The sequence below is a fragment of the Streptomyces sp. NPDC093544 genome (assembly GCF_040683495.1).
Classification (GTDB): Bacteria; Actinomycetota; Actinomycetes; order Streptomycetales; family Streptomycetaceae; genus Streptomyces.
Genome location: NZ_JBFBEA010000016.1, coordinates 159,448 through 185,896, shown reverse-complemented (window position 1 = coordinate 185,896; position 26,449 = coordinate 159,448). Strand labels below are relative to the sequence as shown.

26 protein-coding genes and 1 pseudogene are annotated in these 26,449 nt (G+C 68.0%); 15 read left to right on the top strand and 12 right to left on the bottom strand.

What is annotated here, in order from left to right:
• The first annotated feature begins 4 nt into the window (after window positions 1–4).
• From AB0N66_RS24975 to AB0N66_RS24945, 7 genes are all read left to right on the top strand, one after another.
• The gene (locus tag AB0N66_RS24975) at window positions 5–2,119 is read left to right on the top strand and encodes an FtsK/SpoIIIE domain-containing protein (protein WP_365438943.1); all 2,115 of its coding nucleotides are present in this window, start codon (window positions 5–7) and stop codon (window positions 2,117–2,119) included.
• A 202-nt stretch (window positions 2,120–2,321) separates the two neighbouring features.
• Window positions 2,322–2,633 (top strand): hypothetical protein, encoded by a 312-nt coding sequence (locus tag AB0N66_RS24970; RefSeq protein ID WP_365438941.1) that lies wholly within the window; start codon window positions 2,322–2,324, stop codon window positions 2,631–2,633.
• Window positions 2,634–2,723: 90 nt separating this feature from the next.
• Entirely contained in the window at window positions 2,724–3,608 is an 885-nt protein-coding gene (locus AB0N66_RS24965) for a hypothetical protein (protein WP_365438939.1), read from the top strand.
• Window positions 3,605–4,453: a DNA primase gene (locus tag AB0N66_RS24960; protein ID WP_365438937.1), complete on the top strand. Its 849-nt coding sequence runs from the start codon at window positions 3,605–3,607 to the stop codon at window positions 4,451–4,453. The genes AB0N66_RS24965 and AB0N66_RS24960 overlap by 4 nt, the downstream gene beginning before the upstream one ends.
• A gap of 2 nt (window positions 4,454–4,455) precedes the next feature.
• Entirely contained in the window at window positions 4,456–5,928 is a 1,473-nt protein-coding gene (locus tag AB0N66_RS24955) for an ATP-binding protein (RefSeq protein ID WP_365438935.1), read from the top strand.
• A 495-nt stretch (window positions 5,929–6,423) separates the two neighbouring features.
• Complete coding sequence (locus AB0N66_RS24950) at window positions 6,424–6,609, top strand: helix-turn-helix domain-containing protein (RefSeq protein WP_365438933.1); 186 nt, start codon at window positions 6,424–6,426, stop codon at window positions 6,607–6,609.
• A gap of 79 nt (window positions 6,610–6,688) precedes the next feature.
• The gene (locus AB0N66_RS24945; RefSeq protein ID WP_365438931.1) at window positions 6,689–7,924 is read left to right on the top strand and encodes a tyrosine-type recombinase/integrase; all 1,236 of its coding nucleotides are present in this window, start codon (window positions 6,689–6,691) and stop codon (window positions 7,922–7,924) included.
• Between the two features lie 167 nt (window positions 7,925–8,091).
• Here AB0N66_RS24945 and AB0N66_RS24940 read toward each other — a convergent pair whose 3' ends face one another.
• Both AB0N66_RS24940 and AB0N66_RS24935 read right to left on the bottom strand, forming a co-directional pair.
• Window positions 8,092–8,628 carry an N-acetyltransferase gene (locus AB0N66_RS24940; RefSeq protein WP_365438929.1) on the bottom strand — a complete coding sequence of 179 codons (537 nt, stop codon included), beginning with the start codon at window positions 8,626–8,628 and terminating at the stop codon, window positions 8,092–8,094.
• 3 nt (window positions 8,629–8,631) lie between these two features.
• The gene (locus AB0N66_RS24935; protein WP_365438927.1) at window positions 8,632–9,903 is read right to left on the bottom strand and encodes a hypothetical protein; all 1,272 of its coding nucleotides are present in this window, start codon (window positions 9,901–9,903) and stop codon (window positions 8,632–8,634) included.
• A 142-nt stretch (window positions 9,904–10,045) separates the two neighbouring features.
• Between AB0N66_RS24935 and AB0N66_RS24930 the strand changes: the two genes are divergently transcribed.
• The 3 genes from AB0N66_RS24930 to AB0N66_RS24920 are packed head-to-tail and all read left to right on the top strand — an operon-like array spanning window position 10,046 to window position 11,001.
• Complete coding sequence (locus AB0N66_RS24930) at window positions 10,046–10,393, top strand: hypothetical protein (RefSeq protein WP_365438925.1); 348 nt, start codon at window positions 10,046–10,048, stop codon at window positions 10,391–10,393.
• Window positions 10,390–10,539 carry a hypothetical protein gene (locus tag AB0N66_RS24925; protein WP_365438923.1) on the top strand — a complete coding sequence of 50 codons (150 nt, stop codon included), beginning with the start codon at window positions 10,390–10,392 and terminating at the stop codon, window positions 10,537–10,539. Before AB0N66_RS24930 ends, AB0N66_RS24925 begins: the two co-directional genes overlap by 4 nt.
• Window positions 10,540–10,566: 27 nt before the next feature.
• Window positions 10,567–11,001, top strand: a complete 435-nt coding sequence (locus AB0N66_RS24920) for an NUDIX hydrolase (RefSeq protein WP_365438921.1) — start codon at window positions 10,567–10,569, stop codon at window positions 10,999–11,001.
• Between the two features lie 417 nt (window positions 11,002–11,418).
• Here the strand turns inward: AB0N66_RS24920 and AB0N66_RS24915 are convergent.
• From AB0N66_RS24915 to AB0N66_RS24900, 4 genes and pseudogenes are all read right to left on the bottom strand, one after another.
• Window positions 11,419–11,795 (bottom strand): annotated as a pseudogene (locus AB0N66_RS24915) (transposase family protein); the annotation flags it as partial.
• Between the two features lie 891 nt (window positions 11,796–12,686).
• Window positions 12,687–13,498, bottom strand: a protein-coding gene (locus AB0N66_RS24910) for an IS5 family transposase (RefSeq protein WP_365438919.1) whose coding sequence is annotated in 2 segments (ribosomal slippage) — window positions 12,687–13,163 and window positions 13,166–13,498 — 810 coding nt in all. Because the reading frame shifts where the segments join, the coding sequence is not laid out codon by codon here.
• A gap of 132 nt (window positions 13,499–13,630) precedes the next feature.
• Window positions 13,631–14,074, bottom strand: a complete 444-nt coding sequence (locus AB0N66_RS24905) for a peptidoglycan-binding domain-containing protein (protein ID WP_365438917.1) — start codon at window positions 14,072–14,074, stop codon at window positions 13,631–13,633.
• Window positions 14,075–14,298: 224 nt separating this feature from the next.
• A complete protein-coding gene (locus AB0N66_RS24900; RefSeq protein ID WP_365438915.1) occupies window positions 14,299–14,748 on the bottom strand; it encodes a peptidoglycan-binding domain-containing protein in 450 nt (149 codons plus the stop codon).
• A 266-nt stretch (window positions 14,749–15,014) separates the two neighbouring features.
• On the opposite strand from AB0N66_RS24900, the gene AB0N66_RS24895 reads away from it, so the two are divergent.
• Window positions 15,015–15,155, top strand: coding sequence for a hypothetical protein (locus AB0N66_RS24895; RefSeq protein ID WP_365439071.1), 141 nt, complete (start codon window positions 15,015–15,017; stop codon window positions 15,153–15,155).
• Here AB0N66_RS24895 and AB0N66_RS24890 read toward each other — a convergent pair.
• Window positions 15,131–15,436 carry a beta-Ig-H3/fasciclin gene (locus AB0N66_RS24890; RefSeq protein WP_365438913.1) on the bottom strand — a complete coding sequence of 102 codons (306 nt, stop codon included), beginning with the start codon at window positions 15,434–15,436 and terminating at the stop codon, window positions 15,131–15,133. The genes AB0N66_RS24895 and AB0N66_RS24890 overlap by 25 nt on opposite strands.
• Window positions 15,437–15,876: 440 nt before the next feature.
• On the opposite strand from AB0N66_RS24890, the gene AB0N66_RS24885 reads away from it, so the two are divergent.
• Genes AB0N66_RS24885 through AB0N66_RS24875 form a run of 3 tightly spaced genes read left to right on the top strand, consistent with a single transcriptional unit; the run spans window position 15,877 to window position 18,688 of the window.
• Window positions 15,877–16,920: an ATP-binding protein gene (locus tag AB0N66_RS24885; RefSeq protein ID WP_365438911.1), complete on the top strand. Its 1,044-nt coding sequence runs from the start codon at window positions 15,877–15,879 to the stop codon at window positions 16,918–16,920.
• The gene (locus AB0N66_RS24880) at window positions 16,917–18,038 is read left to right on the top strand and encodes a hypothetical protein (protein ID WP_365438909.1); all 1,122 of its coding nucleotides are present in this window, start codon (window positions 16,917–16,919) and stop codon (window positions 18,036–18,038) included. The genes AB0N66_RS24885 and AB0N66_RS24880 overlap by 4 nt, the downstream gene beginning before the upstream one ends.
• A complete protein-coding gene (locus AB0N66_RS24875; protein WP_365438907.1) occupies window positions 18,014–18,688 on the top strand; it encodes a response regulator in 675 nt (224 codons plus the stop codon). Before AB0N66_RS24880 ends, AB0N66_RS24875 begins: the two co-directional genes overlap by 25 nt.
• Window positions 18,689–18,748: 60 nt before the next feature.
• On the opposite strand, the gene AB0N66_RS24870 is transcribed toward AB0N66_RS24875, so the two are convergent.
• The 3 genes from AB0N66_RS24870 to AB0N66_RS24860 all read right to left on the bottom strand — a co-directional run bounded on the left by AB0N66_RS24870 (window position 18,749) and on the right by AB0N66_RS24860 (window position 21,688).
• The gene (locus tag AB0N66_RS24870) at window positions 18,749–19,327 is read right to left on the bottom strand and encodes a 1,4-alpha-glucan branching protein (RefSeq protein ID WP_365438905.1); all 579 of its coding nucleotides are present in this window, start codon (window positions 19,325–19,327) and stop codon (window positions 18,749–18,751) included.
• 121 nt (window positions 19,328–19,448) lie between these two features.
• A complete protein-coding gene (locus tag AB0N66_RS24865; RefSeq protein WP_365438903.1) occupies window positions 19,449–20,402 on the bottom strand; it encodes a twin-arginine translocation signal domain-containing protein in 954 nt (317 codons plus the stop codon).
• A gap of 125 nt (window positions 20,403–20,527) precedes the next feature.
• Window positions 20,528–21,688: an alkaline phosphatase PhoX gene (locus AB0N66_RS24860; RefSeq protein ID WP_365438901.1), complete on the bottom strand. Its 1,161-nt coding sequence runs from the start codon at window positions 21,686–21,688 to the stop codon at window positions 20,528–20,530.
• A gap of 253 nt (window positions 21,689–21,941) precedes the next feature.
• Between AB0N66_RS24860 and AB0N66_RS24855 the strand changes: the two genes are divergently transcribed.
• Window positions 21,942–22,874 (top strand): oxidoreductase, encoded by a 933-nt coding sequence (locus AB0N66_RS24855; RefSeq protein WP_365438899.1) that lies wholly within the window; start codon window positions 21,942–21,944, stop codon window positions 22,872–22,874.
• 24 nt (window positions 22,875–22,898) lie between these two features.
• Here AB0N66_RS24855 and nirD read toward each other — a convergent pair whose 3' ends face one another.
• Both nirD and nirB read right to left on the bottom strand, forming a co-directional pair.
• A complete protein-coding gene (gene nirD / locus AB0N66_RS24850) occupies window positions 22,899–23,255 on the bottom strand; it encodes a nitrite reductase small subunit NirD (RefSeq protein ID WP_365438897.1) in 357 nt (118 codons plus the stop codon).
• Complete coding sequence (gene nirB, locus AB0N66_RS24845; protein ID WP_365439062.1) at window positions 23,252–25,795, bottom strand: nitrite reductase large subunit NirB; 2,544 nt, start codon at window positions 25,793–25,795, stop codon at window positions 23,252–23,254. Before nirB ends, nirD begins: the two co-directional genes overlap by 4 nt.
• Window positions 25,796–26,449 lie beyond the last annotated feature (654 nt).

Below are 26,449 nucleotides of genomic sequence, written 5' to 3'. Positions count from 1 at the left end.
AACCATGAGCGAGAACGTCGTTCACCTGCACAAGAGCACCGAACCGGCGCCCGTGACCACGCTCACCGTGGTTCCCGAACCGGCACCGGCCGTACCCGTGCCGCTGTGGGTGCGCTCTGGACGTGCCGTCAGGACCGTGGTCACGCACGAGACGACCAAGACCACGGCGCGGGCCGTTGCCCGGCACACCCTCTACGTCGCCGGCGGCGCTCGCATCGCGGCCAAGCGGACGTGGGACGGCCGGACCGCCTCCCGGTATGAGCGCATGCTGCGTGCGGCGGAAGCCGCGGGGAACTACGACGTCGCCGCTGAGTGGGAGGAGCGCGGGCAGCGCTTCCGCGCCGAACGCCACCGCCGCCGCATGGACCTCCTGCACTCGCCCGTCGACGCGGCCAAGGGAGTCCTGGTCGGGACCGGAATGGGCATCGGCGCCCTGGTCGCGCTCGGGGTCGTGCTGGCGATCGCCAACACGGACGTCACCGACGTGATCTCACCGATCATGGCCGTGATCGAGTTCATTCGTCTCATCATCACGATCGTTCAGGTCGTGTGGGGACCCGCGATCACGATCGGCCCATTCCTCGCCCTGCTCGCCCTGTGGGCCGTCGGCAGCAAACAGCAAGCCGCCCCCGCGTGGGCGCTGCCCGACAATGTCCGCAACGGCGAGGGCGAGCCGATCACGCCGTCCATCGTGGTCAAGGCACTGCGTGACCTCGGAGTGCCCGCCCTGCGCAACGCCATCAAGGACATGGGTGACGCCGGCGCGTCGATGCTCGGTCCGATCCGGATCGCGGGATGTGGCGTGGAAGTCGACGTCACCCTGCCTTCCGGGGTGGCGACGAACGAGGTTCAAAGCCGCCGGCGCAAGCTCGCTGAGAACCTGACCCGGCACGAGCATGAGGTGTTCATCGTGATCCCCGAGGCGGCCCGCACGGTCCGCCTGTGGATCGCCGACTCGGGTGCGCTGGATGAGCCGATCGGTCCGTCTCCGCTGGTCACCGACGACACGACAACCTCCAACTACAAGACCGGCAAGGCGCCGTGGGGGCAGGACCTGCGCGGCGACGCCGCTGAGTTGAGCCTGTACCAGCGGCACGTGCTGGTCACGGGCCGATCCAACCAGGGCAAGACCGCTGCCCTGCGGGCGCTGGCCCTGTGGCTGGCGCTGGACAAGTCGGTGCAGTTCTGGCTTGCCGACCTGAAGGGCATCGGTGACTGGAAGTGGATCGACGGGATCGCCGGCGTCCTCATTGAGGGGCCGACCGACGAACACGTCATCCAGGCAACCGAGATGGCCGAGGACGCGGTGGATGAGATGAACCGCCGTGTCGAGGTCCGCCGCGCCGACTCGACAGCGGTGTTCCCGCCGCTCATCGTCATCGTGGACGAAGCGCAGGTGGCGTTCATGTGCCCGGCCGTCGACGAGGACAAGCGGCCCTACGGCGGCTCCAAAGCCACCTCCCGCTACTTCATGGCCGTCCGCAAGATCCACAATCAGGGGCGTGCGGTCGACGTCCTGATGTGGCAGGGCACCCAGGACCCCACCGACCAGAACCTTCCCAAGCTGGTCCGCGAGGGCGCCCACACCCGTGCCTCGCTGGTCCTGGGCACGGAGTCCCAGTCCCGCATGGCGCTCGGGGACAAGGCCGTCGACGACGGCGCGGCCCCTCACCAGCTCCGTCAAGGTCTGGACAAGGGAACCCTGGTCGTCGCCTCGGACGGCATCGACATGCCCAAGGGCCAGTCGTCCATCACAGTCCGCACGCACTACATCGACGACGACGACGCAGCCGCCATCGGTGAGCGCGCCAAGGCCATGCGCGACGGAGTCACCACCCTGCACGCCATCGACCGGGGCGAGGACCGCGACCCGCTCGCCGACATCTTCAGCGTGATCGGTGACGCGGAGCGCGCGCACACGCAGGACATCGTCAAGCGGCTCTCGATCTTCAACGAGGACGCCTACGGCGCGTGGTCGTTCCTGGATCTCAAGCGCGTGCTGGAAGCCGCCGGGGTGGAGCCGTACAAGTCGCACGGCCGCATGGTCGTCCGTCGTGACGACGTCGCCGCCGCTCTCGCGGACCGCGACACCGACGGTTCCGCTTCCGCCTCCCAGTAGCGGGGAGGCGGACCCTCCCGGGGTGGGGAGGCGGGGAGAACTCCCCAACCCCCTCCCCACCCTGCCTCCCCCGCGTTGATCAGCGAAAACATCGTTTCGGGGAGGCGGGGAGGCCCGCAGGTCAGACCCCGAAACACCCCTCCACAGCCACCCTGAAGGGGGTGGTTCCGCCTCCCCACCCCTGCACGGGAAGGGATTCCGCATGTCGCACCGCGACCCGCCGGGGATCATCGCCCCGCACATCCCCGCCGACGACTGGCGCCGCGCCGAAGCCACCGGGCAACCGGTCGTCATCGTCGTCCAGACCACCGACCACACCGGGCGCCCCCTGAGTGCCTACCTGTACCCGCTCGCCATCGCGAGTGCCAGCGCGATCGGCGTCTTCACGACCGTCGCCGCGTTCCTCGCCCTGCTCGACTTCGCCATCCACACCGCGACCGCCATCGCATCCGCGGCCGGACCCATCGGCGTCGGAGGCATCACCTTCCGACTTGCCCGCCGCAACAGCAAGTAGCTACGCCAAGGGCGGCCCCCCACTCACGCCAATGAAGCGGGGCCGCCCTTGCCAACCAGTCCTCAACAGACCTGTTGGAGGTCTCCCAGCATGACTCAACCCACCGACATCCGGCGAGCTTTACTGCCCGCCGTTCGCACCCCCGCGGCGGGAGCTCCCGCCGCGCCGCGGATGCGGTTCTACCTAACCACCCACAAGCGGCACTGGCTGCGCTGGACCAAGGTGCCGCTGTTCTTGAAGTCCGAGCACTGGGACCGTGCCGTCAAGTGGGACGTAGCCCAAGGCCCGTACGCCGTTGACTCCGGCGGCTTCATGGAGTTGAAGAACAAGGGCACCTGGACCCGACCGCCGCGCCAGTACGTGCAGGAACTGCGCCGCATCTGGGAGCACGTCGGCCCCTACGACTGGGCCGCACCGCAGGACTGGATGTGCGAGAACGCCATCATCAACGGCGGCTGGTTCGGCGGCCAGTACTTCGTCGGCACCCACCTCAGCGTCGAAGAACACCAGCGCCGCACCGTTGAGAACTTCCTCGAACTGCGCTCCCTCGCCCCCGACCTGCGCATCGCCCCCGTCCTACAGGGCGACACCATCCCCGCCTACGAGCGGTGCGTCGAACTGTACGAGAACGCCGGCGTCGACCTGCAGGCCGAACCGGTCGTCGGACTCGGCTCCGTGTGCCGCTTGCAGTCCACCAAGCAGGGTGCCGCGATCGTCACCGCGATGGCCGCGCACGGCTTCAAGCTGCACGGCTTCGGCTTCAAAATCCTCGGTCTCGAACGCGTCGGCCAGCTGCTCGCCTCTGCGGACTCCGCTGCCTGGAGCTCCCACGCGCGCCGCCGTCCGCCGCTGCCCGGCCACACGCACAAGAACTGCGCGAACTGCATCGACTACGCCCTGATGTGGCGCGAGCGGGTCATCCGGTCCATCCCCACCCACCGGCAGATGCTGCTCACCGACAGGAGTGCCGCATGACCGCCGCCGCACCCCTCCTGGACACCGCGCTCACGCTCGCTTCACGTGGGGTCCCACCGCTCCCGCTGCGGGCAGGGAAGGTGCCGTTCGGGAACTGCCCTGCCTGCACGCAGAATGCATGCGGTGGCCGGCCGAACATGAAGACCCCCGGCCCCTGCACCTGCCCGCACCCGTGCCACGCATGGGCCGCCGCCACCACCGACCCGCACACCCTCAACTCCCCCCAGTGGACGACCGCGTGGCGCACGGCCGCGGCGGTCGCCTACCACCCCGGCGGGGCAGGGGTGACCGTGGTCGACCTGGACGACGCGGCGGCCATCGCGTGGGCCCGCGCCACCCTGCCCGCGACGCGGACCGTGGCGACGACGCGGGGAGAGCACTGGATCTACCAAGGCGTCATGCAGTCCGTGAACGCGGTCAAGCCTGGCGTGGACATCAAGTCCCTTATGGCGTACGCCCGTTGGCTCGGACCCGGTACGGGCACCACGGCCGCTCTCCCTGCCGTGGTGCGCGCACTGGCAGTAAAGCAGCCGTCGCCCGCCCACAGGGCGCCACAGGCCCTCACAGTGCCCATAAGAGGGCAAAGCGGGGCGTGCCCGCACCGCACACCCGCCTACCTGGATCGTGGCATCGCCATGGGCGTACAGCGCATCACCGACGCCGGCAGTGCGGTGCATGCGACCGTCTACCGGACGTTCCTCGCGGTGCTGTCCACGCACGGCCGGTGCGGCTGCCTCACCGACACCCACGCCGCGCGGCTGTTCACCGCCGCGCAGACCAAGGGCGAAACCGTCCGGCACTGCACCGACGCGTGGACGAACGCCCGCACCGCATTGGGGCTGTGAGCATGGCTGAGGACGAGAAGGACCCGGCCCGCAAGGTCATCACCGACTACGCGCAAACGCACTTCCGGTACTTCCGCACCGGCGACGGAACCGTTTACGCGCAGAAGAACGCCCACCCCGTCGCCCGCCCCATCCGCTCCCAAGGCACCACCGGAAGCCACCGACAGGAACTCATGGTCGGCCTCTTCCGCGACGGGATCGGCGTATTCAACGGATCCGCCCTCAAGGAGGCGTTGGACTTGATCGAAGCACTCGCTCTGACCGAGGACGTACAGCCCGTCCACATCCGCGTTGCCCCCGGATTCGACGGGGCCACGTGGCTGGACCTGGGCCGCGATGACGGGAAGTCCGTCCGCATCCACCCTTCGGGTTGGGACATCCTCACCCCCGACCCGCGTGAGGTGTGCTGGCGCCGTACCCAGCTCACCGGCGAACTGCCCCTGCCGGCCAAGGACACCGACGGCAAGGGCATCGATCTCCTGATGAGGCTGTGCAACTTCGCCAACGCGGAGACCGAATGCCTGGCCATCGCGTGGCTGATCGGCTGCCTGGGACCGTCCGTTCCCGTCCCCGCGCCGTTCCTCACCGGACCGCAGGGGGCGGGCAAGTCCACCGGTGGGCGGATGCTCGTGCGGATCATCGAGGGCATGACCGGCGACCTGCGCAGGGCGCCGAAGGATGAAGAGAACCTGATCGCGGCCGTGGCGGCGGGATGGGTGACCGCGCTGGACAACCTGTCCCACATGACGCCGGACCTGTCCGACGCCATGTGCTGCATCGTCACCGGAGCCGAAAGCGTCAAACGCGCCCTCTTCACCGACGGAGACGTCTTCCGCGTCGGCTACCGCCGCCCCCTGCTCCTCACCGGCATCGACGTGGGACTCATCCGGCCCGACCTCGCCGATCGGTTGCTTCCCCTGCGTCTCGAACGGCCCCGGGTGCGGCGAACCGAGGATGAGCTGTGGACGGAGTACGCGCAGGTACTGCCCGTCATCCTCGGCTCGCTGCTCGACCTCACGGTCAAGGTCCGCGCCGTGGAAGCGGAGACTCCCACGGACCTACGGATGGCGGACTTCGCCCACCTGTGCGCGCAACTCGACGCAGCCACCGGCCTGGGAGCACTCAACGCCTACCGGGCCTGCCTCGACGACCTGAACGACGACGTCATCGAGGGCGACCTCTTGGCACAGGCCGTCATTGAGCACGCGGCGACCATGGAGGCGGGCACGGAAGCGCGGATGACGTCCACACAGTGGCTGCACTGCCTCAGCCGCCTCTACGCCGGCGACGAACTGCGCACCCTGCCCAAGGGATGGCCGACCACGGGCAAGGTCCTCTCCGACCGCCTCAAGCGTCTTCAGCCCACCCTCGCTGCCCGGGGCGTGATCATCGACTCCGGCCGCACCAAAGAAGGCCGCTACATCGAAATGACCCGGCTCGCCCCGCCCTCACACGAACAGGAACGGGCGTTCTGACCGGCGCCACCCGTGAACAGCAAGAGGAGCACCCGGGCGGGGCGTGCTCCTCTTGCTGTTCGCCGCCGCGCGGCGCCCCAAGGACGTGCCGCGAAGCGGCCCCTTCTTCACTCCCTGAGATGCACCCCACGACCACAGACGCCCCTCCTTTTTCCTAAGTAGGGGAACGCTGCGTCACCTACGTCACCCGACCCCACAAAACGGCGGATGACCTGCGCAGACAGGGGTGACGCAGACGGCCTTTGTCTGCGTCATCCTGCGTCACCTGCGTCACCGATGACGGACAGCCTGCGTCACCGATGACGCACCCGCACCCCTCTGCGTCACCTCAAACCCGCAGGTCAGGGGCGTGCATGACGCAGATGACGCGGGTGACGCAGAAATCCCCACCTCGGACACATGCGGCCCGCCGACCCGAGACCAACGCGCCTCAAGCATGAAGTCAGCTTGGGGGTGGTGACTGTGCGAGTGGTCGCTCGCCACAGGAAGGACGTCATGAAGTACCTGACGACTGCGGAAGTCGCCGAGCGCTATCGAACGTCGCCCGCAACCATCCGCTACTGGCGCTACGCCGGAACTGGTCCGCAGTGCTTCATCAGGCGCGGTCGACGTGTTCTGTACAACGCCGAAGCGCTCGACAAGTACGACGCTGAAGAGACCGGAGGCCGACGCGCGGCATGACCCGAAACAGCAACGAACCCCACCACAAGGAATGTCCCCTCATGGCTGACTCGGCTTGCTCTGAGGGGGAGGGGAACTGATGGCTGAGGTATACGACCGCTGGCACCTATCCCGCCCGCCGGCCGACACCAAGCCCTGCGAGGCACACAGCAGCAAGACCCAGACGGTGTATCCCAGTACCGATCACGGCACAGGGAAACGCTGGCAGGTGCGCTACAGGGACTTGTCCGGCAAGCAGTGCAAGGAGAACTTCGACAAGAAGATCGCTGCGGACTCCCGGGCTGCCAAGGTGACGACTGAACTTGATGACGGCACCTTCGTGAACCGGGAGTTGGGCAAGCAAAAGTTCAGGGCCATCGCTGAACGCTGGCAAGAGACAGCGGTACACCGCGAGCGGACCGAGACGAATGTTGAACGGGTCCTACGACTGCACATCTACCCGACATTTGGCAATCGGGAGATCGGCCGGATTCAGCGGGCAGACGGACAGAGGTGGATCAAAGAGCGGTCTGCGGTCATCGCTCCGTCGACCTTTGCAACGCCCTGGAATGTCTGCACGAGCATCCTGAAGATGGCCCACCAAGAGGGGATCATTCCGAAGTACCCATGGGAGGGGCTGAAACCACCGGAGGTCTTCTATCCGGAGATCCACCCGCTCCATCCGGAGGCAGTGAAGGCACTCATCGTGACCGCGTCTCCCCGGTACCGCGCCCTGGTGAGGCAGGCCGCATCGACGGGCCTCAGACAAGGCGAGCTGTTCGGGCTGGAGGACGAAGAGCCTGCCGAGACTGTGACGGTCAAACAGCAGTTGATCGGTCCCGACAAGGGGGTGCCGTACCTCGGGGAACCGAAGACCAGGCAGAGCTACCGGCCCGTTCCTCAAGGGCGTTCGGTCGTAGACGAGATCGCACGGCACCGCAGGGAGTTCCCGGCGCAGGTCGTGTACATCGAGGATCGGACGAACCCCAGGAAGCCCGTATGGCGCCACGCTCGTTTGCTGTACACCAGCGAGACCGGTGGGGCGATCCGGCGCGGTAGTTGGTCGAAGGTGTGGGCCCGCAACGTCAAGCGGGCGAACGCCTACTTGGAGAAGTCCGGTAGCAAGTTCCGTGTCCCCGAGGACACGACGCTCCACGACCTGCGGCACTTCTATGCCTCGGTCCTGATCAAGAATGGGGCGACGCCGAAGCAGGTACAGAAAAGGCTTGGCCACGCCAAGCCATCGATCACGCTGAACGTCTACACCCACTTGTGGGAGGCGGAAGAGGATCGGACGGCCGGCATGATGGAGGCGACTCTCAGCGATGTGCCCTGAGAGTGCCCTCCAGCTATGACAGATGGCTGACTTCCCAGCTCAGGGAGTCAGCCATCCACCCTGTGCGGGGGTGTCGCCCCTTCGGGCATGATCTGCGCCCTCCCCGTCGACGAGGTGTCAGCCGGGGTGCCAGAAGGGTGTCAGTGCAGGTCTGTGGGGTGTCAGGGTTACAAGGGCAGATTCATCGCGTCGTACAGCGGCGCGTCCGTGAAGGGCTGTACCTCGCCGAACCACTCGTAGCCCCATGTCTCGTACAGGCCGCGGACCTTCGGGTGATCGCGCTCGACGAGGAGCGTCGCCCGTACCTCGGGTCGGCCGCGCAGCAGCTCGTCGTGAATCTTCCGCGCGGCCCCGGTGCCGCGGACTTTGTCGACGACCATGAGCTCGGAGAGGGCGAACGTGCGGGCGCCCGTCTCGACGGTCGCACCGTCGGGCACTGGGGTGAGCAGTGCGTTCCACCAGCGGGTGTCGGCCGGCAGCGTGCAGCCGTAGGCGTAGCCGATCGGGGTGTCGCCGAGGTAGCCGACGACCGCAGCGAAGCCGGGCACTTCCGTGTTCCAGCCGAGCCGCTCGTCGAACCGTTCGATGCTGTGGAACTCCTCGCCGAGCCGGTCCGCGTAGATCTCCGCGTACACATCGAGAAGTTCGTGCCGAACGTCGTCAAGGCCCGTGGCATCCCTGCGTTCCAGCTGCAGCCCGTCCATTACTCACGCTCCTGTCTGACGTGTCTGCTCAAGGAAGTCGGCCGCTGCGGGCACGTGGGCGAAGCGCCGTAATTCCCGCCGTAGGTCGCCGAGTTTCCCCTGAATCCGTTCACTCTGAACCCGCCCTGCGATCGCGCCCGCCTGTCTGGCCTCGGTGACCGCCTGCTCGATGTCACCGCTGTCGAGAAGTGCCTGCGCTCGCTGCGCCGTGTAGTACACCCGATTGCGCTCGAAGCGCGGCTCCAGCATGTCCAGGGCGGCGCCGGTGAGTTGTTGTGCCCGCTTGTGGCGTCCGAGGGCCTGGTGGGTTGCCCCGGCAAGCCCTGTCAGTTCCGCAGGGGTCAGGAACGAAAGCCAGGGTGCGGGCTCGCCCTGTGTACGGTCGTAGGCCGTCTCGGCGTGGGCGAGGGAGCGCTCTGCGCGACTGCGGTCCCCGGTACGTGCATGCCCGACGGCCTGTCGGCAGTGCAGCAGTGCCATCAGCCACGGATCGCCCTTGGCCTGGCGGGTCTCGACCGCGGCCCGGCCGATGCGCAGCGCCTCCTGATCCCGGTCGAGGAGGCGTGCCTGCATGGCGAGGTTGGACCACACCCGCGCCTGCAGCATGCCGTCTCCGGCGAGCATGCCGTGCTGCAGTGCCTCGTTGTAGAGGCTGGTCGCCTCACCTTGGCTGCCCGCGTCGTAGGCGAACCAGCCTGCGGACGCGGCGAGATCCCCCGTAGCGGCATACAGAGCGCGCTCGACGCGCTCCCCGTAGGCGCAGTGGTTGAGCGCATGGTGGACGTGTCTCAGGGCTTGCGCGGCGACCTCGTGCAGAGCACCCCCGCCGAGAGCGTGATCGTGGTTGTACAAGGCGGGAACGATGCCGCGGATCCTCTCGACGTCGCTCATGCCGAGACGGCCGGCCGAGGGGATGGCGTCCAGGCCCAGGGCGGTGGCCAGGCCGACCGCGATGAACTCCCGTCGTCTCACCGGGCGCTGCTCCTTCCCGGGCGCCGGCCGTAGCGGCGGGGCCGGTACGCGTGACGACTTGCGAGGGATGAAACCCATGGCCTCCGGGCGGCGGCCGAAGATTTCCTGAAGGGGCAGAAGGTAGCGGGCCCACGGCCATTGCACGTCCCCGGCAATCCACCGCCGCACATGCCGATCGGTGCAGTCGTTGGCCTTGCTGAACATGTCCTCGGCAGTCCGGTTCACCTCTTCGGCCAGCTGCTGGTGCGTGAACCCGAACTCGGTGAGCAGTGCCTCAAGCTGGACGTTCCGTTGTCTGGCCACGACCGTTCCCCCTCGTGCACCTGCGTCCCTCGACGGTAGCCCTACCGCCGCTGCCTGCTCGGTAAAACTGTCCGGTCGGCTGCCGGTAACTCCCCCGGTTCTGTCCTGATGGGCGACAGGACACTTCCGGTTTCCTCAAGTCATGAGCAGAGACGCCGGATCTCAGGAGCAAGGCACGGTCCAATTCGCGGTCCATCCTGTGCCGTCCGTGGACACGCTGTCCGAGGCGCAGGTTCGGGGCGGGGGCTGTGTGTGGTGCGGCGTGACCCTCGACAACCGTGCGGCTGTCGACCTCGGGGAGCGGACCTTCGATGTCCAGGGAGTTGAGGCCCGAAGGTGGTTCCCGCGTGGCTGCCTCACGTGCGCTGGAGCGCGCTTCTACCGAGCTCTGCTGGGCCATGCCGGAACTTGCGAGCAGTGCGCCGACGACCAGTCCCAGTGCGAGACAGGCACAGCGCTGCGCAAGGCCGTGCGGGAGAGCCGGCGATGACCGAGAGCGGGATGATCTGCTGCCACTGCCAGAAGGCCATCACACCAGGCCAACAGTGCCGCAACTACGACAAGTTCAGCAGCTCGGTCGGCGGCTCCACCTTTAACTATCACCTTGTCTGCTTGCTGAAGCCGGCGATGCGCTAGACGCCCGGCCCGTTACCCTCAGCCCGCATGGGAGAACACGCCAACAGCCCCGCCACTGACGCCTCCGTGGTCGTCGCCATCGATAACGAAGGCCTGGTAGCTGTCATCAGCGCCGACTTTCCCCGCCACGGTGGCGAGTACCTGTTTCTCCCCGGCGGACGAAAGGAGCCCGGCGAGAGTCCCGAAGAGTGCGCACGCCGTGAGCTCGCCGAAGAGGCGGGCGTCACCGCGCAGACGTGGCGTGCGCTCGGTTCCTACGCCATCACCCTCGGCTCCACCAGTCGCGTCCACCTCTACGAGGCCCGAGACCTCACCCTGGGCCGCCAATCCCTGACCCCGTCGGAAGCCGACTTCAAGTTGACCTGGTGGCCCCTTGGCGACGCCATCAGCGCCGCCGCCGACGGTCGGTTCCTGCTCCCGGCCGGGCCACTGGCTCTCATGCTCGCCGAGCGCTTGCGCTGACTCTCTCCCGCAGGGGCGGCTTCTCATTCCTGGGCCGACCTCGCCTACTGGCACCGCAAGCGTGAGCAGTGTGTGTTGACTGAACCAACTCATTTGTATTAGCGGGTCAGTCGAGGTCTCTGTCGGCATCCCGCCATGCCCGGCGAACAGCGTCCCGGAAGGGATCTGAAGGCGGGGCAAGTTCTACCTGCAGCGCTGGCCCTCGGTCAGAGCCATGCGGGTGCTGCGGGACAAATTCCGCGCGGCCACCGGACGCTCCAAGATCGGACGGCCGGTGGTCGCCGACCTCAACCCCGTGCTGCGAGGTCGGGGGTAGGTGCGTACTTCCGCAACGGGAACTCCGGGCGGAGTTCAACGCGTCGACGGCTATGTCCACGAGCGGCCGGCGATCCGCGCTAGCCGGAAACACGGACTTTGCTTCTTGTGTTTGCCCGAGCAAAAAGGACGGTCGGCGGCGATCCGGTCGATCGGCAGGAGCGTCCCGTCCAGGATCAGATACGCCTTCATCGACGCGGCCCGTAGTGCGTGGGCGAGCGAAGGGGGGCGAGGGCGCCCAGGAGCTCGACAGCCTCGCTAACGTACCGGTAGACGGTGGTGGTGCCGATCCCGAAACCGGCCGCGAGCTGGGCATAGGACTGGCCGTTGCGGAGGTGGGCGAGGGCGAGCAGGGCCTGACGGCCCGCGCTCAGGCGCCGCCATCGGTTGCCGAGGGCGCGGCGGTGTTCTCTCAGACGGGCGGCGAGGAGGCGGAGGGCGGAGCTGGACACGTCGACGCCGGACGAATGGACAAGCATGCGAAGCCTCTGATGGAGACGGTTCTCTTGGTCGAAAACCCATCTACCAGGGGCTTCATCCGTCCGTCAGGCCAACTGACGTGGGAGGTTGGGAAGGGCTCAGTATCGTTGAGATTGATCTTGAACAGTGAGAGGACCCCGGCGGCATCGCCGAGGTCCTCTGTCATGGCGGGGTAGTTGCAGGTCAGCCTTGCGGTGTGCAGCGTGCGCGAGGAAGCGTTCTCCAACTGAGCGTCCCACCGGGCGACTTGTGTAACGTCGCCGAACCAATCGTCCGTGACCGGGAACTATCCGACGAACCTGATCACTGAACTACAGCTTAAGAACTCGTAACACGATCTTGCTGGCGTGCAGCGGCTGGTCGGGGGCGCTGTTGAGTAGCGTGCCGCTGCCAGTGCCAAGGTTCAGAGGCTTCGCCGGAGTCATGCAGGGATGAAGCTCGGCCACCAAGGTGGGACGTTGCCCGGGCACAACGGTGCGGGGTAGGAGTTCGGCATGCCGAGCCATGTGACAAGGAACCAGGTGAACCACAGGGTGAAGATGAGCCCTGCAGTAAGGGCTGTCCTGCGATGACGTCTTCCGAGGGTGCTGTGAAGGATCACCCACGAAACCGCAGCGGCGATCCATATGAGAGGCACAAGAAGCAGCAAAGTCATGCCATTGGTTACGCCGTTGCCGATGTCACAAGCAGCCCATGCATTCCCAATGGCAGCAGTGGACACCACTGCGGTCAGTCCACCGAAGAGGACCCCAAAGCCGGTTCCTCTGAACCAGCGGCTCGGAGGACTCGACGGCTCTGTTCCCACGATCATCTCCCCTCCTCGCCGTAGATGCGGAGAGTACCAACGTGCTGAAGCAGCCTGCTGGTGTCCTGGCCTGCCCTGACACCGGTCAGTCGTTCCTGGGCTTCCGAAGCCGTCGCCAGCAGATGAGGCTGCAGGCGAGGGAGACGAAGGCGTCGTGAAGTTCGGTGCGGCGTTCCCATCGCACGGCAAGGCGTTTGAAGTGGTGGAGCAGGGCGAAAGTCTGCTCGACGACGTAGCGGAACTTGCCCATGCCCTTGATGTTCGGCGATCTCTTGCGGGAGATGACGGGCAGGATCCGTCGGCGACGCAACTCGTCGCGGTGGGCGTTGGAGTCGTAACCCTTGTCACCGAGCAGAGCTTCGGGCCTGCGGCGGGGCCGACCGGGGCGGCCTGCGACGGGTGGGATGCCGTCGACCAGGGCGAGGGTCTGGGTGACGTCGTTGACGTTAGCCGCAGTCGTGATGACCTTGAGTGGTGTGCCGCGGCCGTCGCAGATCAGGTGGTGTTTGCTGCCCGTTTTCCGCCGGTCGACCGGCGACGGACCGGTGTCGGCGCCCCCTTTTTCGAGCGGATGTGAGAGCCATCCACGCACGCACGTGACCAGTCGAGTTCGCCGGCCGTGTTCAGCTCCGCGAGCAGAACCCGGTGCAGCCGGTCGAAGACTCCTGCCTTCTGCCACCGGTCCAGGCGGCGCCAGCAGGTCTGCCCCGAGCCGAACCCCAGCTCTGCGGGCAGGAGTTGCCAAGCTATGTCGTTGTAGAGGACGAACAGGACACCCTGGAGGCAGAGCCGGTCCGCCACCGGTCGTGGCCCCGGGGACCGCTCCGGCCACGGAGGCAGTAACGGCTCAATCAGCGCCCACAACTCATCGTCCACGATCCACGGTCGAGTACCCACACCCCACGAACGGCCGAATCGTCACACCAGTTACGCCCCACCGGCACACCTCAACAAGATCCTGTTACGAGCTCTAAGGGGTAAGCGTCATGGCTGCTTGAGCTGCCTCGATGCGCATCAGCTCAGCCAACTTTATGCACAGTGATGGTGTGCGCCGCTGCTGGTCCGGTGCGACCATTTCATTGCGTTGCGGGTCTCCGGTCCGTATTCGCCGTCCGCGGAGACGCCAAGGCGAATCTGAACTGTAACCACTGCAGACCTGGTTGCGGGGCCATAGTCACCGTCTACGACCAGTCCCGCCCCGTAACACTTGTTCAGCGTGAACTGAAGTGCACTCACTCCGCTGTTCGAACTACCGTATTTGAGGTAGCACCAGTAAGGGTCGGCGGGGGCGTAGTTCTGGTGCGGCAACAGGATGTAATAGCTCCCCGTGGGGAGCTTCTTGGAGGTGTTGCATTCGTAGGTTGCAGCAGCTACGGCAGACGGTGCGGCAGCAATCGCGCCGCCCAGCAGTCCGGTGAGTAAGGCGCCGACCGAAAGGATGCTCGCGGAACGCTTTTTAACCAGAGCCTTCATCAGTTTCTCTCCTCGGGGCCGGGTGGGCGGATCGAACGAGCGGGTCATGAATCGGTGGTTCTGCGCCTGACGACGGATGAGCGGATTGGAGAGTTCCGGCTGGATCCGGGTGTGACGGTGAGCCTTATCCATCCTCGGTCCGAGCTGGTCTGATGCAGGTGCATTTTGTCATCCGTGCAGGGAACTTTGTCGGTGAGTGCACCGGGAAAGGCGAGTGCGGGTCGTCAGTTACAGCTGATCCGCGCCCCGGTTTCCACGCTGTAGTTCGCCCACACCATCGCATTCTTCGTATTGGGGCCGTAGTCGCCGTCCGCCACGACACCGACCTTCTTCTGAACGGAGACGAGCGCCGACTCCGTGAGTTCGCCGAAGATCCCGTCCGTTGCCAGCTTGTATCCGTAGCAGGAATTCAGGTTCTTCTGAAGGGCGCGGACTGCCGTGTTGCTCATCCCTCGGTCCAGCCAGCAATTGGGCGTAGCGCCGGTGGCGTAGGGAATGTACTTGTAAGAGGTGGGGTTTGTGACCTTGTTGTAAATGGTCGCCCCATAGCTGCAAGGTGCGTAGTCAGCCGCGGTCGCGGACGGCGCGCCGGCGAGAGCGCCGCCGAGGAGGCCGGCCAGAAGGGCCCCCGTGGCCGCAGCAGACTTGGCGCGCCCACTTCGGATTTTGATCATTTCTGCTCCACCTTCCGATTGCCGGGCAGATTGCCCGAGTTTCTGCAGGACGGGACTGCGGGTGCGACTCATGCAGCGTCAACTCATAGGAAATGGTGGCAACTTCCGAGGAGGTGGCCGCAACGCCGGTCAGTACAGGTGCCCTCACACGCCGCCAGGCCGGACTCCGAGTAGCCCCCGAGATTCCCCGCCTCGGGCGGCCTGGTCCGAAATTACGTGGCGGAGGGGCACCGACCCCGGGATGCTCTGCGGGGTAGGGGATGGGGATGCGGGACGGGTGGCCGGTGGCGTACGCCGCCCAGCGCGGCACCGTGACCCGCCCGGCGGGCTACCGCACCACCGCGCGTGGGGATCCGTACGCGGCGGGCTTGCGGACGGTCCGTCAGCAGTTGACCGTGCGCTTGTAGTTCCCGAAGATCCCCTTGTATATGTATAGGGCGTTGGTGCCGGCCGACATCACATAACACGAACTGTCCGGGGCGAGCGAGACCTCGACCTTCACTGAACGGGTGTAGCCGCACCTGTTGGTGAGAAGGACGTCGAAACCGGTGGTCGTCTGCGTGACCATGCGGCCGATGCAGGTCGGGGCCGTCGTCGCCGCGGCCGCCGGCGTCGCCGAGGCGAGCATGGAACCGCCGAGAGCCGCCGCGGTTACCGCGGCCTGTGCCGCCCTCCGGGACATACGCATCAAGGACTCCTTGCAGAGAGGTTGTTCGCAACAGAGAGGGTCGTTCGCAACAGGCTGTAGTACTGGTGCGAATTTACGTGGCGGACTTGGGAAGGGCATGTCACGCGAACGCGTGACAGCGCCGCCGGACCCGTGCTCGTGTGCGTCTTTGCCCGGAGGTAGGCTCCACGGCCGCGTGACATCAGCGGCGAGATGTCGCACATCCCCCTGTCGGTCGCGCTTGCGTTCGCCTAAGTTGGGAAGCGGGCCTTATCGCGTGCGGGGGAAACACTGTGAGGAATGCGGTCGAATCCCTTGCCTTTCTTGGCGGAGGCAGGAATTCCTTTAGTGGAGGCGGCGCGCTGACGCGGGGCCCCGCCCAACTCCAGCTTCGGCGCAAGTCCGCACGCCTGTCCGCTGTCCTGAGGGCGATCAGTGCCGTCGGAGCAACCCTGGTCGCCGTGGTCGGCTTCGCACCACCCGCCCACTCGGTCTGGGTGGCCGTCGCGGTCGTCGGACTGCTTCTGTGGAGCGGCCTGTTCACCGCTCTGACGCTCAGGCCAGAACCCAGTGCCTGGCTCTACGCCGGTGACATCGCCGTCGTTGTGGTGCTCTGCCTGGCCCAGGGCAACCTTGTCCCGGCCGAGGTCCTGGAAGCGAGTGCGGGCTCCGGGTGGATCGACATGGTCGCCGGCACCGGCGTCTTCATCGCCCAGTTCATGCTGCGGCAGCCCCTGGCGATGGCCGCGGCGATCGCCATCGCGGCGGCCCACGCGGTGGGCGGCGGCATACGAGAGGCCTCAGTCGTCCTGGTGCTCCAGGGGATGCTCGCCGCCGCTGTCATGATCCTTCTGCGACATGGAGCGCGCAGTGCGGACCTCGCGCTGTCCGAGGAGGCGTCGGCGCGCGCGTCGACGCGGGCCCGGTCCGCCGCCCGCACCGACGAACTGGACCAGCAGCGGCTGTTGCACGACACCGTGCTCGCCACGCTCACCATGGTGGGCACCGGCAGCATCACCCGTGACTCCGCCGCGCTGCCGGAACGGGCCGCGGCCGACCTCGCCGTCATCGAAGACCTGCGGGCACACCCCCACACGGCACGCGCTGTGGCGCAAGACGCGGCACGGCTGGATGTCGCGCTGCGCACCGTCGTACTGACGCACCGCGTCGGCCTCCCACCACTGGACGTTGAGTTCGACGTGCCGCCGCTGACCCTGCCCCACGAGGTCGTGGAAGCCCTCTCGCAAGGGACCGCCGAGGCACTGGCCAACGTGGCCCAGCACGCGAACACCGGCGCTGCCCGGATCACGGTCAGACGCCTCGGGGAGGGCGTCACCGTCGAAGTCTGCGACAGCGGAGGCGGGTTCGACCCTTCTGCTGTTCCCTCTCACCGGCGCGGCCTGCGGGAATCGGTCTACGGCCGGATGAGTGCCGTGGGCGGCAGCGCCCGAGCGGCATCGTCCCCCGGCGCCGGCACTCGGGTCGTGCTGAGGTGGGAGCCATGACCGCCGACGTCGTCCAGGGCGTGGTCGCCACCCGCTTTGCCAAGGCCGTCAATATCGGGCTGGTGGCGATAGTGGGCGTCTGGCACCTGGGTCTGGACACCATGCTGGTGCTCAGGGGCTGGCCGGTGTACGAGCCGCGGGCCGCGGCCGCGGGCTCCTGGCTGGCACTCGCGGTCATCCAGACGGCCGGGTCCATCCTGCTGCTGCGTTCCGCGCTCAGCGCGCACACCGCGCGGATGCTTGCGGGGGCGGCGCTGGTCACCGGCATCGTCGCCACCGCCACGTACCCGGCGGGCGGGGCGATCGGCGATGTGAGCTGGGCGTGGAACACCGTGGGCTGGTTCGGCGTGCTGCTTCTGATGCAGCGTCCGTTGTGGGAGCTGATCACCCTGCTCGTCGCCAACACGGCTGTCTCGGTGGGTTTCCTGGCCGCCGACGGCGCACTCGACCACGTCACCGTCTCCCGTGTGCTGGCTGCGGTCTACACCACCGCCGGTATCCAGTTGACCTTCGCGTACCTGGCGCGGCAGCTCAACGACGGTGCCAGGGAAGCCACCGAGATCGCTGCGGGACAGGCGGAGCACCTCGCTCGTGCCACCGCCGACGAGACCGTGCACGCCGAGCGCCAGCGCCGCTACGAGTACCTGCGCATTAGAGTGGAACCGTTGCTGCGTGGTCTGGCGGAACGTCAACTGGACCCGGGGGACACCGTCGTACGCCAGCGCGCCGCCGTGGAGGCGGCACGCCTGCGGAGGCTGTTCGTGGAGACGGACGACACCCCGCACCCGCTCCTGCACGAACTGCGGGCCTGTGCCGATGTCGCTGAGCGGCGTGGCGTACGCGTGACCCTGCTGAGCTACGGCGACCTGCCCGACCTGCCGTCATCCGTCCGCCGAGAACTGGCGGAAGGGACCCTGCTGGTCCTGGCCGCCGCCACCACCCGAGCGCGGGTGACCGTGGTGACGACGCCCGAGGACGTTGTGGTGAGCGTGGTGGCCGACGCCCCGCCGGAGACGCTTGTGGAATCGCCGGGCCACCTCACCGTATCCGCCATATACGACCAGGAGGAGGATCAGCTGTGGTGGGAGACCCGATGGCCCGTACGACCGGCCCCCTGACCGTTGCCATCATCGACGATCACCCCGTCGTCATCGAAGGCATCCAGACCTGGCTGTCCGAGGAGCCGCGGATCACGGTGGGGCACACCGGCGAAACGGCGGATGTGGAGCCCGGCGTCGCGGATGTCCTCATTCTCGATCTGAATCTGCACGGCAGACTCGTCATCGGCGATATCGCCACGCTGGCCGCGGCGGGTCAACGGGTCATCGCCTTCTCGCAGTTCACCGAGCAGCGGGTGGTGCTCGAATCGCTGGAGGCCGGAGCATGCGAGTTCGTCGCGAAGAACGAAGGACGGGCGCACCTGGTGAACGCGGTGCTGGCGGCGGCGGGGGACCGGCCCTACGTCACGCCGACGGCCGCGGGGGTCCTTGTAGGTGATCGCGGCGCGAACAGACCCAAGCTGTCCTCGCAGGAACGTACCGCGCTGCTGTGGTGGTTCCAGTCCATGTCGAAGGCTTCGGTCGCCCTGCGCATGGCTGTGTCCGTTCACACTGTGGACGTGTACATCCGTCGGGCGAGAGTCAAATACGCGCAGGTCGGCAGGACCGCACCGACGAAGGCGGACATGCTGGCCCGGGCGATCGAGGACGGCCTGGTGAAGCCCGACGACATCACGGGCTACGAGTCGGCGGCGGTCGGCGTGGGTTGACCATGAAAGGACAGCAGGTCCTGTCGGTTCTGGTTCCCCAGGTCGCTTCCGCGTGACCCCTTACCGCGGCGCGACGGCCGCGAGTACTCCCCGTGCGGCCGTTCCGTCTGGCCAGGTCCACCCGGCGACGAGGTGTCTGGACGACCTCTGCGCGGCCTCCGCCGGCCGCAGGACGCGGTTGATCCGAACGTCGAGCCCGTCGCCGGGGCCGGTTCCGTGCACGGTGACGGTCGGGTCAGGGGTGTCGCTCTCGCTCTGCTGCTGCGGAATCGCCTCACCGCGCAGAAGGGCGCGCAACTGCGCCATCACCACCGGGTCGTGGACGCCGTCGTAGATCCACCGGGTGCCGAGCACCCCGTGCTCGGAGGTGCCGATCAACGCCTCGCCGGGGGCGCCGTCGAGCGCCGCATCGCGGTAGCTCATCGGCACCAGATACGCCACCGGCTCCTGCGGGCTGGAGTCCACCACGACCATGAACTCGATCCCGACCGCACCCGCCGGATCGTCCAGACGGAATCCACCGGCCTTGACCAGCTCCGGCGTTGCCGCGTCGCCCACGTACCAACTCTGCTTCGGCAGCCAGCCGGTGAGCAGTTCCAGCTTCGTAGGCTTCATGGTGGTGCGGTGGATGGAGGCCATGCGAACTTCCTCACGCGTAGGTCCGGTCCCGTCCTCCAGAAGGTACGGGACCCGTGCGGGGCACATCAGACCCCGTCTCCTCCTCGCTCCGTACGTCCGCGTACAGCATTCTGGGTGTGCGTCAGATCGCCACGGCCACCGCGTTGAACGGTGTGTCCGGCGTCGTCGGAAGGCCCAGTTGGGCGTTGGCGACGTACAGGAGGTTGCCGAAAGCGGCGGCGGTGGTGGGGATGTTGAAGCGGGGGTCGGTGATCGTGCGGGTCAGGGTGGCGGTGGTGGCCTTGGCGTCGAGGGTGAGGACGCTGACCTGGTTGAGGCGGTTCTGGACGACGTACAGGGTGTGGTTGAGGCGTAGGAGGCCGTCGCCGTTGGTGAGGGCGGTGGTGCCGCTCAGCGTGATCTCGGTGGCTGTGCCGGTCGCGAGCGGCACGTTGTAGAGCTTGCCGCCGTTGACGACGATCAGTGCCTTGCCGTCGGCGGTGTCGACGATGCCGTTGGCACTGATTCCCGTGGCCGACTGCACCCAGGCGCCGCCGATCGACAGCTCACGGACGTCTCCCGTTCCGCCGCGCGGCACGCCGTAGAGGACGGCGCCGTAGGAGTCGGTGAACCAGGCGCGGTCGCCGAGCAGGACGACGTCGTTGATGAAGTGGCCCGTCGGGTCGGTCAGTTGGTAGGTGGCGACCAGGTTGCCGGTGCGGGAATCGACGACCCGCGCGGCGCCCCCGGCCGATCCGGACGAGACGTACAGCAGGCCGTCGCGGTCGTCCAGCTTCAGTCCGTTGGCGATCGTGCCGGTCGCGCCCGAGTAGAGGATCGCGCCCTCGCCGGTGCGCAGGTCGGCGCGGTAGACGGCGCCGTTGGCGCGGGAGCCGAAGTAGGCGTACGGCTGGGCGCCGATGGTGATTCCCTCGGGGAGGAAGCCGTTCGGGAGCGGGATCTCGGTGGGCCACGAGGAAGTCCGGTTCGCGGACGAGGCGTTCGCCGTTCCGGCGCCGGCCGCGAGCGCGAGTGTGGCGAGGGCGGTACCGCCGAGGAACGAGCGGCGGGTGGGGGCAGGGTGGTTCCGAGGCATGGCTCGAGGCCTCCGGGGAGAGAGCGGGTGGGACATGGCGAGCACAGGAAAGCAGTGAACTCTGAGAGCCTCGTGAATTCCGGTCGAGGTCGTCATATGTCCCACCCGCACCTCCCTCGGGGTGGTTACGACCGGAACGGCCCCGTCACCTCGTAGGTGATCCCGCCCGAAGAACTGCCGCTGGTGCCGCGCTGGCTGGAGAAGTACAGCCGCCTGCCGTCGGGTGAGAAGGCCGGGCCCGTGATCTCCGAGAGCGACTGGCCGCCGATGCGCAGGAACGGGGCGATCACGTCGTTGGGCGTGATCACGCAGATCTCCATGTTGCCGCCGTCCTCCGCGACGAAGAGGTCGCCGGAGGCGGTGCCGGTGATGTTGTCGACGCCGGTCAGCGGGGCCGTGCCGGACGTCACGAGGGAGTCGTCGTACGCCAACTCGTAGGTGCTGCTTGCCAGGTTGAGCTGCCAGACGCGGTTGTCGCCCTTGGTGGTGAACCAGACCGTGTTGTCGGCGTAGTGGCAGCCCTCGCCGCCGTTGAACTTCTTGGCGGCGGAGACCTGGGTGCGGGTGGTCGTCGGGGAGCCGTCCGGGTCGGGGACGTTGGTCCAGGTGAAGGAGCCGGAGGTGGCGGTGCCGGCGACGAGGACCTGGAGGGTGCCGGAGGACAGGTTGCCCCACGTCGTCGGGACGAAGCGGTAGAGGCAGCCGTTGGTCTCGTCCTCGGTCAGGTAGATCACCTGGCGCACCGGGTCGGCGGCGGCAGCCTCGTGCTTGAAGCGGCCGAGCGCGGGCCGCTGCACCGCCGCGTTCACGCCCCACGGGTCGGTCTCGTGGACAGAGCCGAGGGACACCTCCTCGCAGGACAGCCAGGTGTTCCACGGGGTCTTGCCGCCCGCGCAGTTCTGCTGGGTGTTGGACAGGATGCGGTACGCCGCGGTGATCGCGCCGGTGGACGAGAACTTCACCGCGCTCACCCCGCCCGACGGGTTGATCTCCGAGTTGGAGACGTAGATCCAGCCCGTGCCGTCGGCGTAGCAGGCACCGCCGTCCGGGGCGCTGTGCCAGTTGTACGAGGTTCCGGGGACCGTCTGCCCGGAACGGGCGATCACCCGGCTGGTGAATCCGGCCGGCAGCTGGATGCCGTTGGCATCGGCCGCGCCGAGCGCCCCGTAGGGGCCGGTGCCGGGCTGGGCGGGTGCGGCGTAGGCGGCGCCGCGCCACAGGGTTCCGCCCAGGACGGCGGACGAACCACCGAGGACGGCTGCACGCAGAAGGGTACGACGTTCCACTCTCGCTCCAGAGGGCCGTGACCGCCCCGCCGCCGGTCGATGGCGGGGTCGCGCGCTGACGGATCCTAGACGCGCAGAGTTGACGTGTCATGGACAATTCGTGACGGGTTGGCGGCGGATGGCGGACGCCAGATGGCGGCCGGGGTCGGTCGGGAACGGATGCCGTCAGGTGCTCCCGGTCCGGCTGCCAGGACCGTCCGCGGGCATACGCTGAAGTGTCCGAAGCGCCGACCCACCCGGAGGGAACTCAGTCATGACGGGCTGGAACGCGAGCGACATCCCCGACCAGAGCGGCCGTACCGCTGTCGTCACCGGCGCCAACAGCGGCATCGGATACGTCACGGCGCGGGAACTGGCCCGCAAGGGCGCCCGGGTCGTCCTGGCCTGCCGCAGTGAGACGCGGGGGGCCGAGGCGGGGGACCGGCTCGTGTCCGAAGTGCCGGGGGCAGACATCGAGTTCGTGCGGCTGGACCTCGGAGACCTGCAATCCGTACGGGAGTTCGCGGCCACGTACGAGCGCGAGTACGACCGGCTCGACCTGCTCATCAACAACGCCGGTGTGATGGCGCTGCCTTACGGCCGTACGGCGGACGGGTTCGAGACGCAGTTCGGCGTCAACCACCTCGGGCACTTCGCGCTCACCGGACTGCTCCTGCCCACCCTGCTCGGCACGCCCGGTGCCCGCGTCGTGACGCTCTCCAGCGGTTTCCACGCGCTCGCCAACATCGACATCAAGGACCTCAACAGCGAGCGCCAGTACCGGCGTTGGATCGCCTACGGCCGCTCCAAGACCGCCAACCTGCTCTTCACGCACGAGCTTGCCCGCCGCCTCGCCACTATCGGCTCCGAGGTCGTCGCGGCCGCGGCGCACCCCGGGTACGCCACCACCAACCTTCAGACCGCCGGGCCGAAGCTGGAGGGCCGCAAGCGCGCCGAACGGCTCATCGAGATCGGCAACCGGGTCTTCGGGCAGAGCGCCGATGCCGGGGCGCTGCCCACGCTGTACGCCGCCACCGCGCCCGGCGTGCTGCCCGACTCCTTCACCGGGCCCTCGTTCGCGATGTGGCGCGGTTCGCCCGCGAAGTCCTGGCGGGCCGGGTGGACGCTCAACGACCTTGCGGCGGAGCGGCTTTGGGCGGCTTCGGAGGAGCTGACCGGGGTGACGTACGAAGCGCTGAAGGTCTGAACCGGCATCCCCGGGGCGGCGGTTTCACGCGGCGCGCACCTCGTACGCCGCCACCCACACCTCCGGATCGTCCAGGCATCGCCCCGACTCCAGGTCGAACCGCTGCTTCAGGAGAGGCGAGGCGACGAAGGCCCGGCCCTGGTGGGTGCCGGTGAGGCCGCGGGAGAGGACGGCCGCGCCGGTGAACGGGTCGCGGTTGTCGATGGCGTATGTGCGGCCCGCGCGGTCGCGGAACACCGCCACCTGGCGGCCGTCGGGGAGGAGCGCGGCGACTCCGCGGCCCGGGGTCAGCAGGGTCAGGTCGCAGACCGTGAACCAGCCGTTGTCCAGGAGGAGTTGAACCTTGAGAGCCGTAGCCTCGGGGGCCGGTGCCGGGGTCATCGCTGGGCGCTTCCTTCCAGGGGACGCGTGCCGATGGTCAGCAGCGGCAGGTCGGGCTTGATCTGGTCGCGCTCGGGGACGAAGCCGACGACCGGGTCGGGGGTGTCCGGGGCGTTCACGAAGGACACGAACCGGGCCAGTTTCTCGGGGTCGTTGATGGTCTCGGCCCACTCGTCGCGGTAGCCCGCCACATGCGCGGCCATCAGCGACTCCAGCTCCTCGCAGATGCCCAGCGAGTCGTCGACCACCACCTCGCGCACATGCTCCAGGCCGCCCGCGATCCGCTCCAGCCAGGTGGAGGTGCGCTCAAGCCGGTCGGCGGTGCGGATGTAGAACATCAGGAACCGGTCGATGAGACGGACGAGTTCGGCGTCGGACAGGTCCTGCGCGAGGAGGTCCGCGTGGCGCGGGGTCGCGCCGCCGTTGCCGCCGACGTACAGGTTCCAGCCGCCGGCGGTGGCGATGATGCCGAAGTCCTTGGACTGGGCCTCGGCGCACTCACGGGCGCACCCGGAGACGGCCGACTTGAGCTTGTGCGGGGAGCGCAGCCCCCGGTAGCGAAGTTCCAGGTCGATGGCCATGCGGACGGAGTCCTGGACGCCGTAGCGGCACCAGGTCTGGCCCACACAGGACTTCACCGTGCGCAGCGACTTCCCGTACGCGTGCCCCGACTCGAAGCCCGCGTCCACCAACCGGGACCAGATGAGGGGGAGTTGCTCGACCCTCGCCCCGAACAGGTCTATGCGTTGACCGCCCGTGATCTTCGTGTAAAGGCCGAAGTCCCGTGCCACTTCACCGATCACGATCAGTTTCTCCGGGGTGATCTCGCCACCGGGGATGCGCGGCACGATCGAATAGGAGCCGTTCTTCTGGAGGTTGGCGAGGAAGTGGTCGTTGGTGTCCTGGAGCGCGGCCTGTTCGCCCGCCAGGACATGGCCGTCGGCCCCGATCGTCGGGGCGAGGGAGGCGATGATGGAGCCGACGGCGGGCTTGCAGATCTCGCAGCCGTCGCCGCCCCGGGCGCCGTCGCGGCCGTAGCGGTCGAGCAGGACCTGGTGCGAGGTGATATGGAGCGAGAGGACGATCTCGTACAACTGCTCGCGGGTCTGCCCGAAGCAGCCGCACAGGCCGTGGTCGATCTCGACGCCGTTCGCTTCGAGTTCGTCGTCGACGAGCTGCCTGAGGACTGTCGCGCAACTCCCGCAGCCCGTACCGGCCTTGGTGCACTTCTTGACCTCGGGCACGGTGACGCAGGAGTGCTCGGTGACCGCGCCGCGGATCGTGCCCTTGGTGACGTTGTGGCAGGAGCAGATGACCGCGGAGTCGGGGAGTGCGGAAGGGCCGAGCGTGACCGGGGTGCCCGCGGCCGCCGGGAGGACCAACTGCTCGGGGGAGATCGGCGGGACCGATCCCGTGAAGGCGCGCAGGGTGCCGTACGCGTCGGCGTCGCCGACCAGGATCCCGCCGAGCAGCTCGCCGCCGCGCCCGATGACCAGCTTCTTGTACGTGCCGGAGCGTGCGTCGGAGTAGACGACGTCGAGGCAGTCCGCGGTGGTGCCGTGCGCGTCGCCGAAGGATGCGACGTCGACGCCGAGGAGCTTGAGCTTGGTGGAGAGGTCGGCGCCGGTGAAGCTCGATTCGTCCGCGGCGATGGTGGCCGCGGCCGTCTCGGCCATCTCGTAGCCCGGTGCGACCAGCCCGTACACCCGGCCGTCCGACGCCAGCGCGCACTCGCCGATCGCGAACACGCGCGGGTCCGAGGTACGGCACTGCTCGTCGACCGTGACGCCGCCGCGCTCACCGACCGTGAGTCCGTTGTCGCGGGCCAGCTGGTCGCGTGGGCGCACACCAGCCGAGAAGACCACCAGATCCGTGGCGAGTTGGGAGCCGTCGGACAGCTTCATGCCGGACACGGCGCCGTCGTCGCCGACGACGATCTCCTGCGTACCCGTGCCCGTGTGCACGGCCAGGCCCATGTTCTCGATGGTGCGCAGCAGTGCCGCGCCACCACCGTCGTCGACCTGCACCGGCATCAGTCGCGGTGCGAACTCCACGATGTGCGTGGTCAGTCCGAGACCCTTGAGCGCGCCGGCGGCCTCGAGTCCCAGCAGCCCGCCGCCCACGACGGCGCCCGTGGTGGCGCGCGCCTTCGCGTACTTCTCGATGGCGAGCAGGTCCTCGATCGTGCGGTAGACGAAGCAGCCCTCGGCGTCCTTGCCCGGGACGGGAGGGACGAAGGGGTAGGAGCCGGTGGCGAGTACGAGGGTGTCGTACGCAACCACCAGGCCGGAGCGGGCTGTTACCGTCCGAGCCTCCCGGTCGATCGTCTCGGCCGCGTCGCCCAGGTGCAGCTCGATGCCGTGCTCAGCGATGAACTCCCCGTCTGTGAGCGAGAGTTCGTCCGGCGTCCGGCCCGAGAAGTACGACGTGAGCTGGACCCGGTCGTACGCCGGGCGGGGCTCCTCGCACAGCACGACCACCCGGTGCGTGGCGGTCAGGCCGCGCTCGCCCAGCGCTTCGAGGAAGCGCTGACCGACCATGCCGTGACCGACGAGCACGATGGTGTGCGCGGACGCGGACCCGCTCCCGCCGGGCCCGTTCCCGTCGGCCCCGTTCCCGTCGGTCGTGTTCGCCGCCTTCGTCGTGTCCGTGCGCATCAGGAACCTCCGTCGTTGGTGCCGAACTCGACGAGCTGCCGGGCGAGCCGTGCGCTCGCGAGCACGGCGCCGCCGATCACCACCACACGCGTATTCGAGGTCATGACCGCAGCGTGCGGGGCCGGTGTTACCCGGCCGCATCTCGGCTGTTTCCCGGGGGGAACGCTGCGCTCAGCGGCGGCCGGGACCGGATGTGAGGATTCGGGGGACCCGCGGGCCGGACCTCGGATGACCGGGCCGTGCGGGTGGTTCAACCTGCCGAGTGTCAGGTCACGGGGTCGTGCGGGTGGCTCGGCCTGCCGGACCTCGGATCACCAGGTCGTGCGGGTGGTTCAACCTGCCGAGTGTCAGGTCACGGGGTCGTGCGGGTGGCTCGGCCTGCCGGCCGTCGGATCACCAGGCCGCGCGGGTGGCTCAGCCCGCCGGACCTCAGCAGGTCCCGCCGCATGGCGGGTTCAATCTGCCGGACCTCGGATGATCCGGTCGCATGGCGGGGTCAGCCTGCCGGACCTCGGACGACCGGGCCGTGCGGCGGGT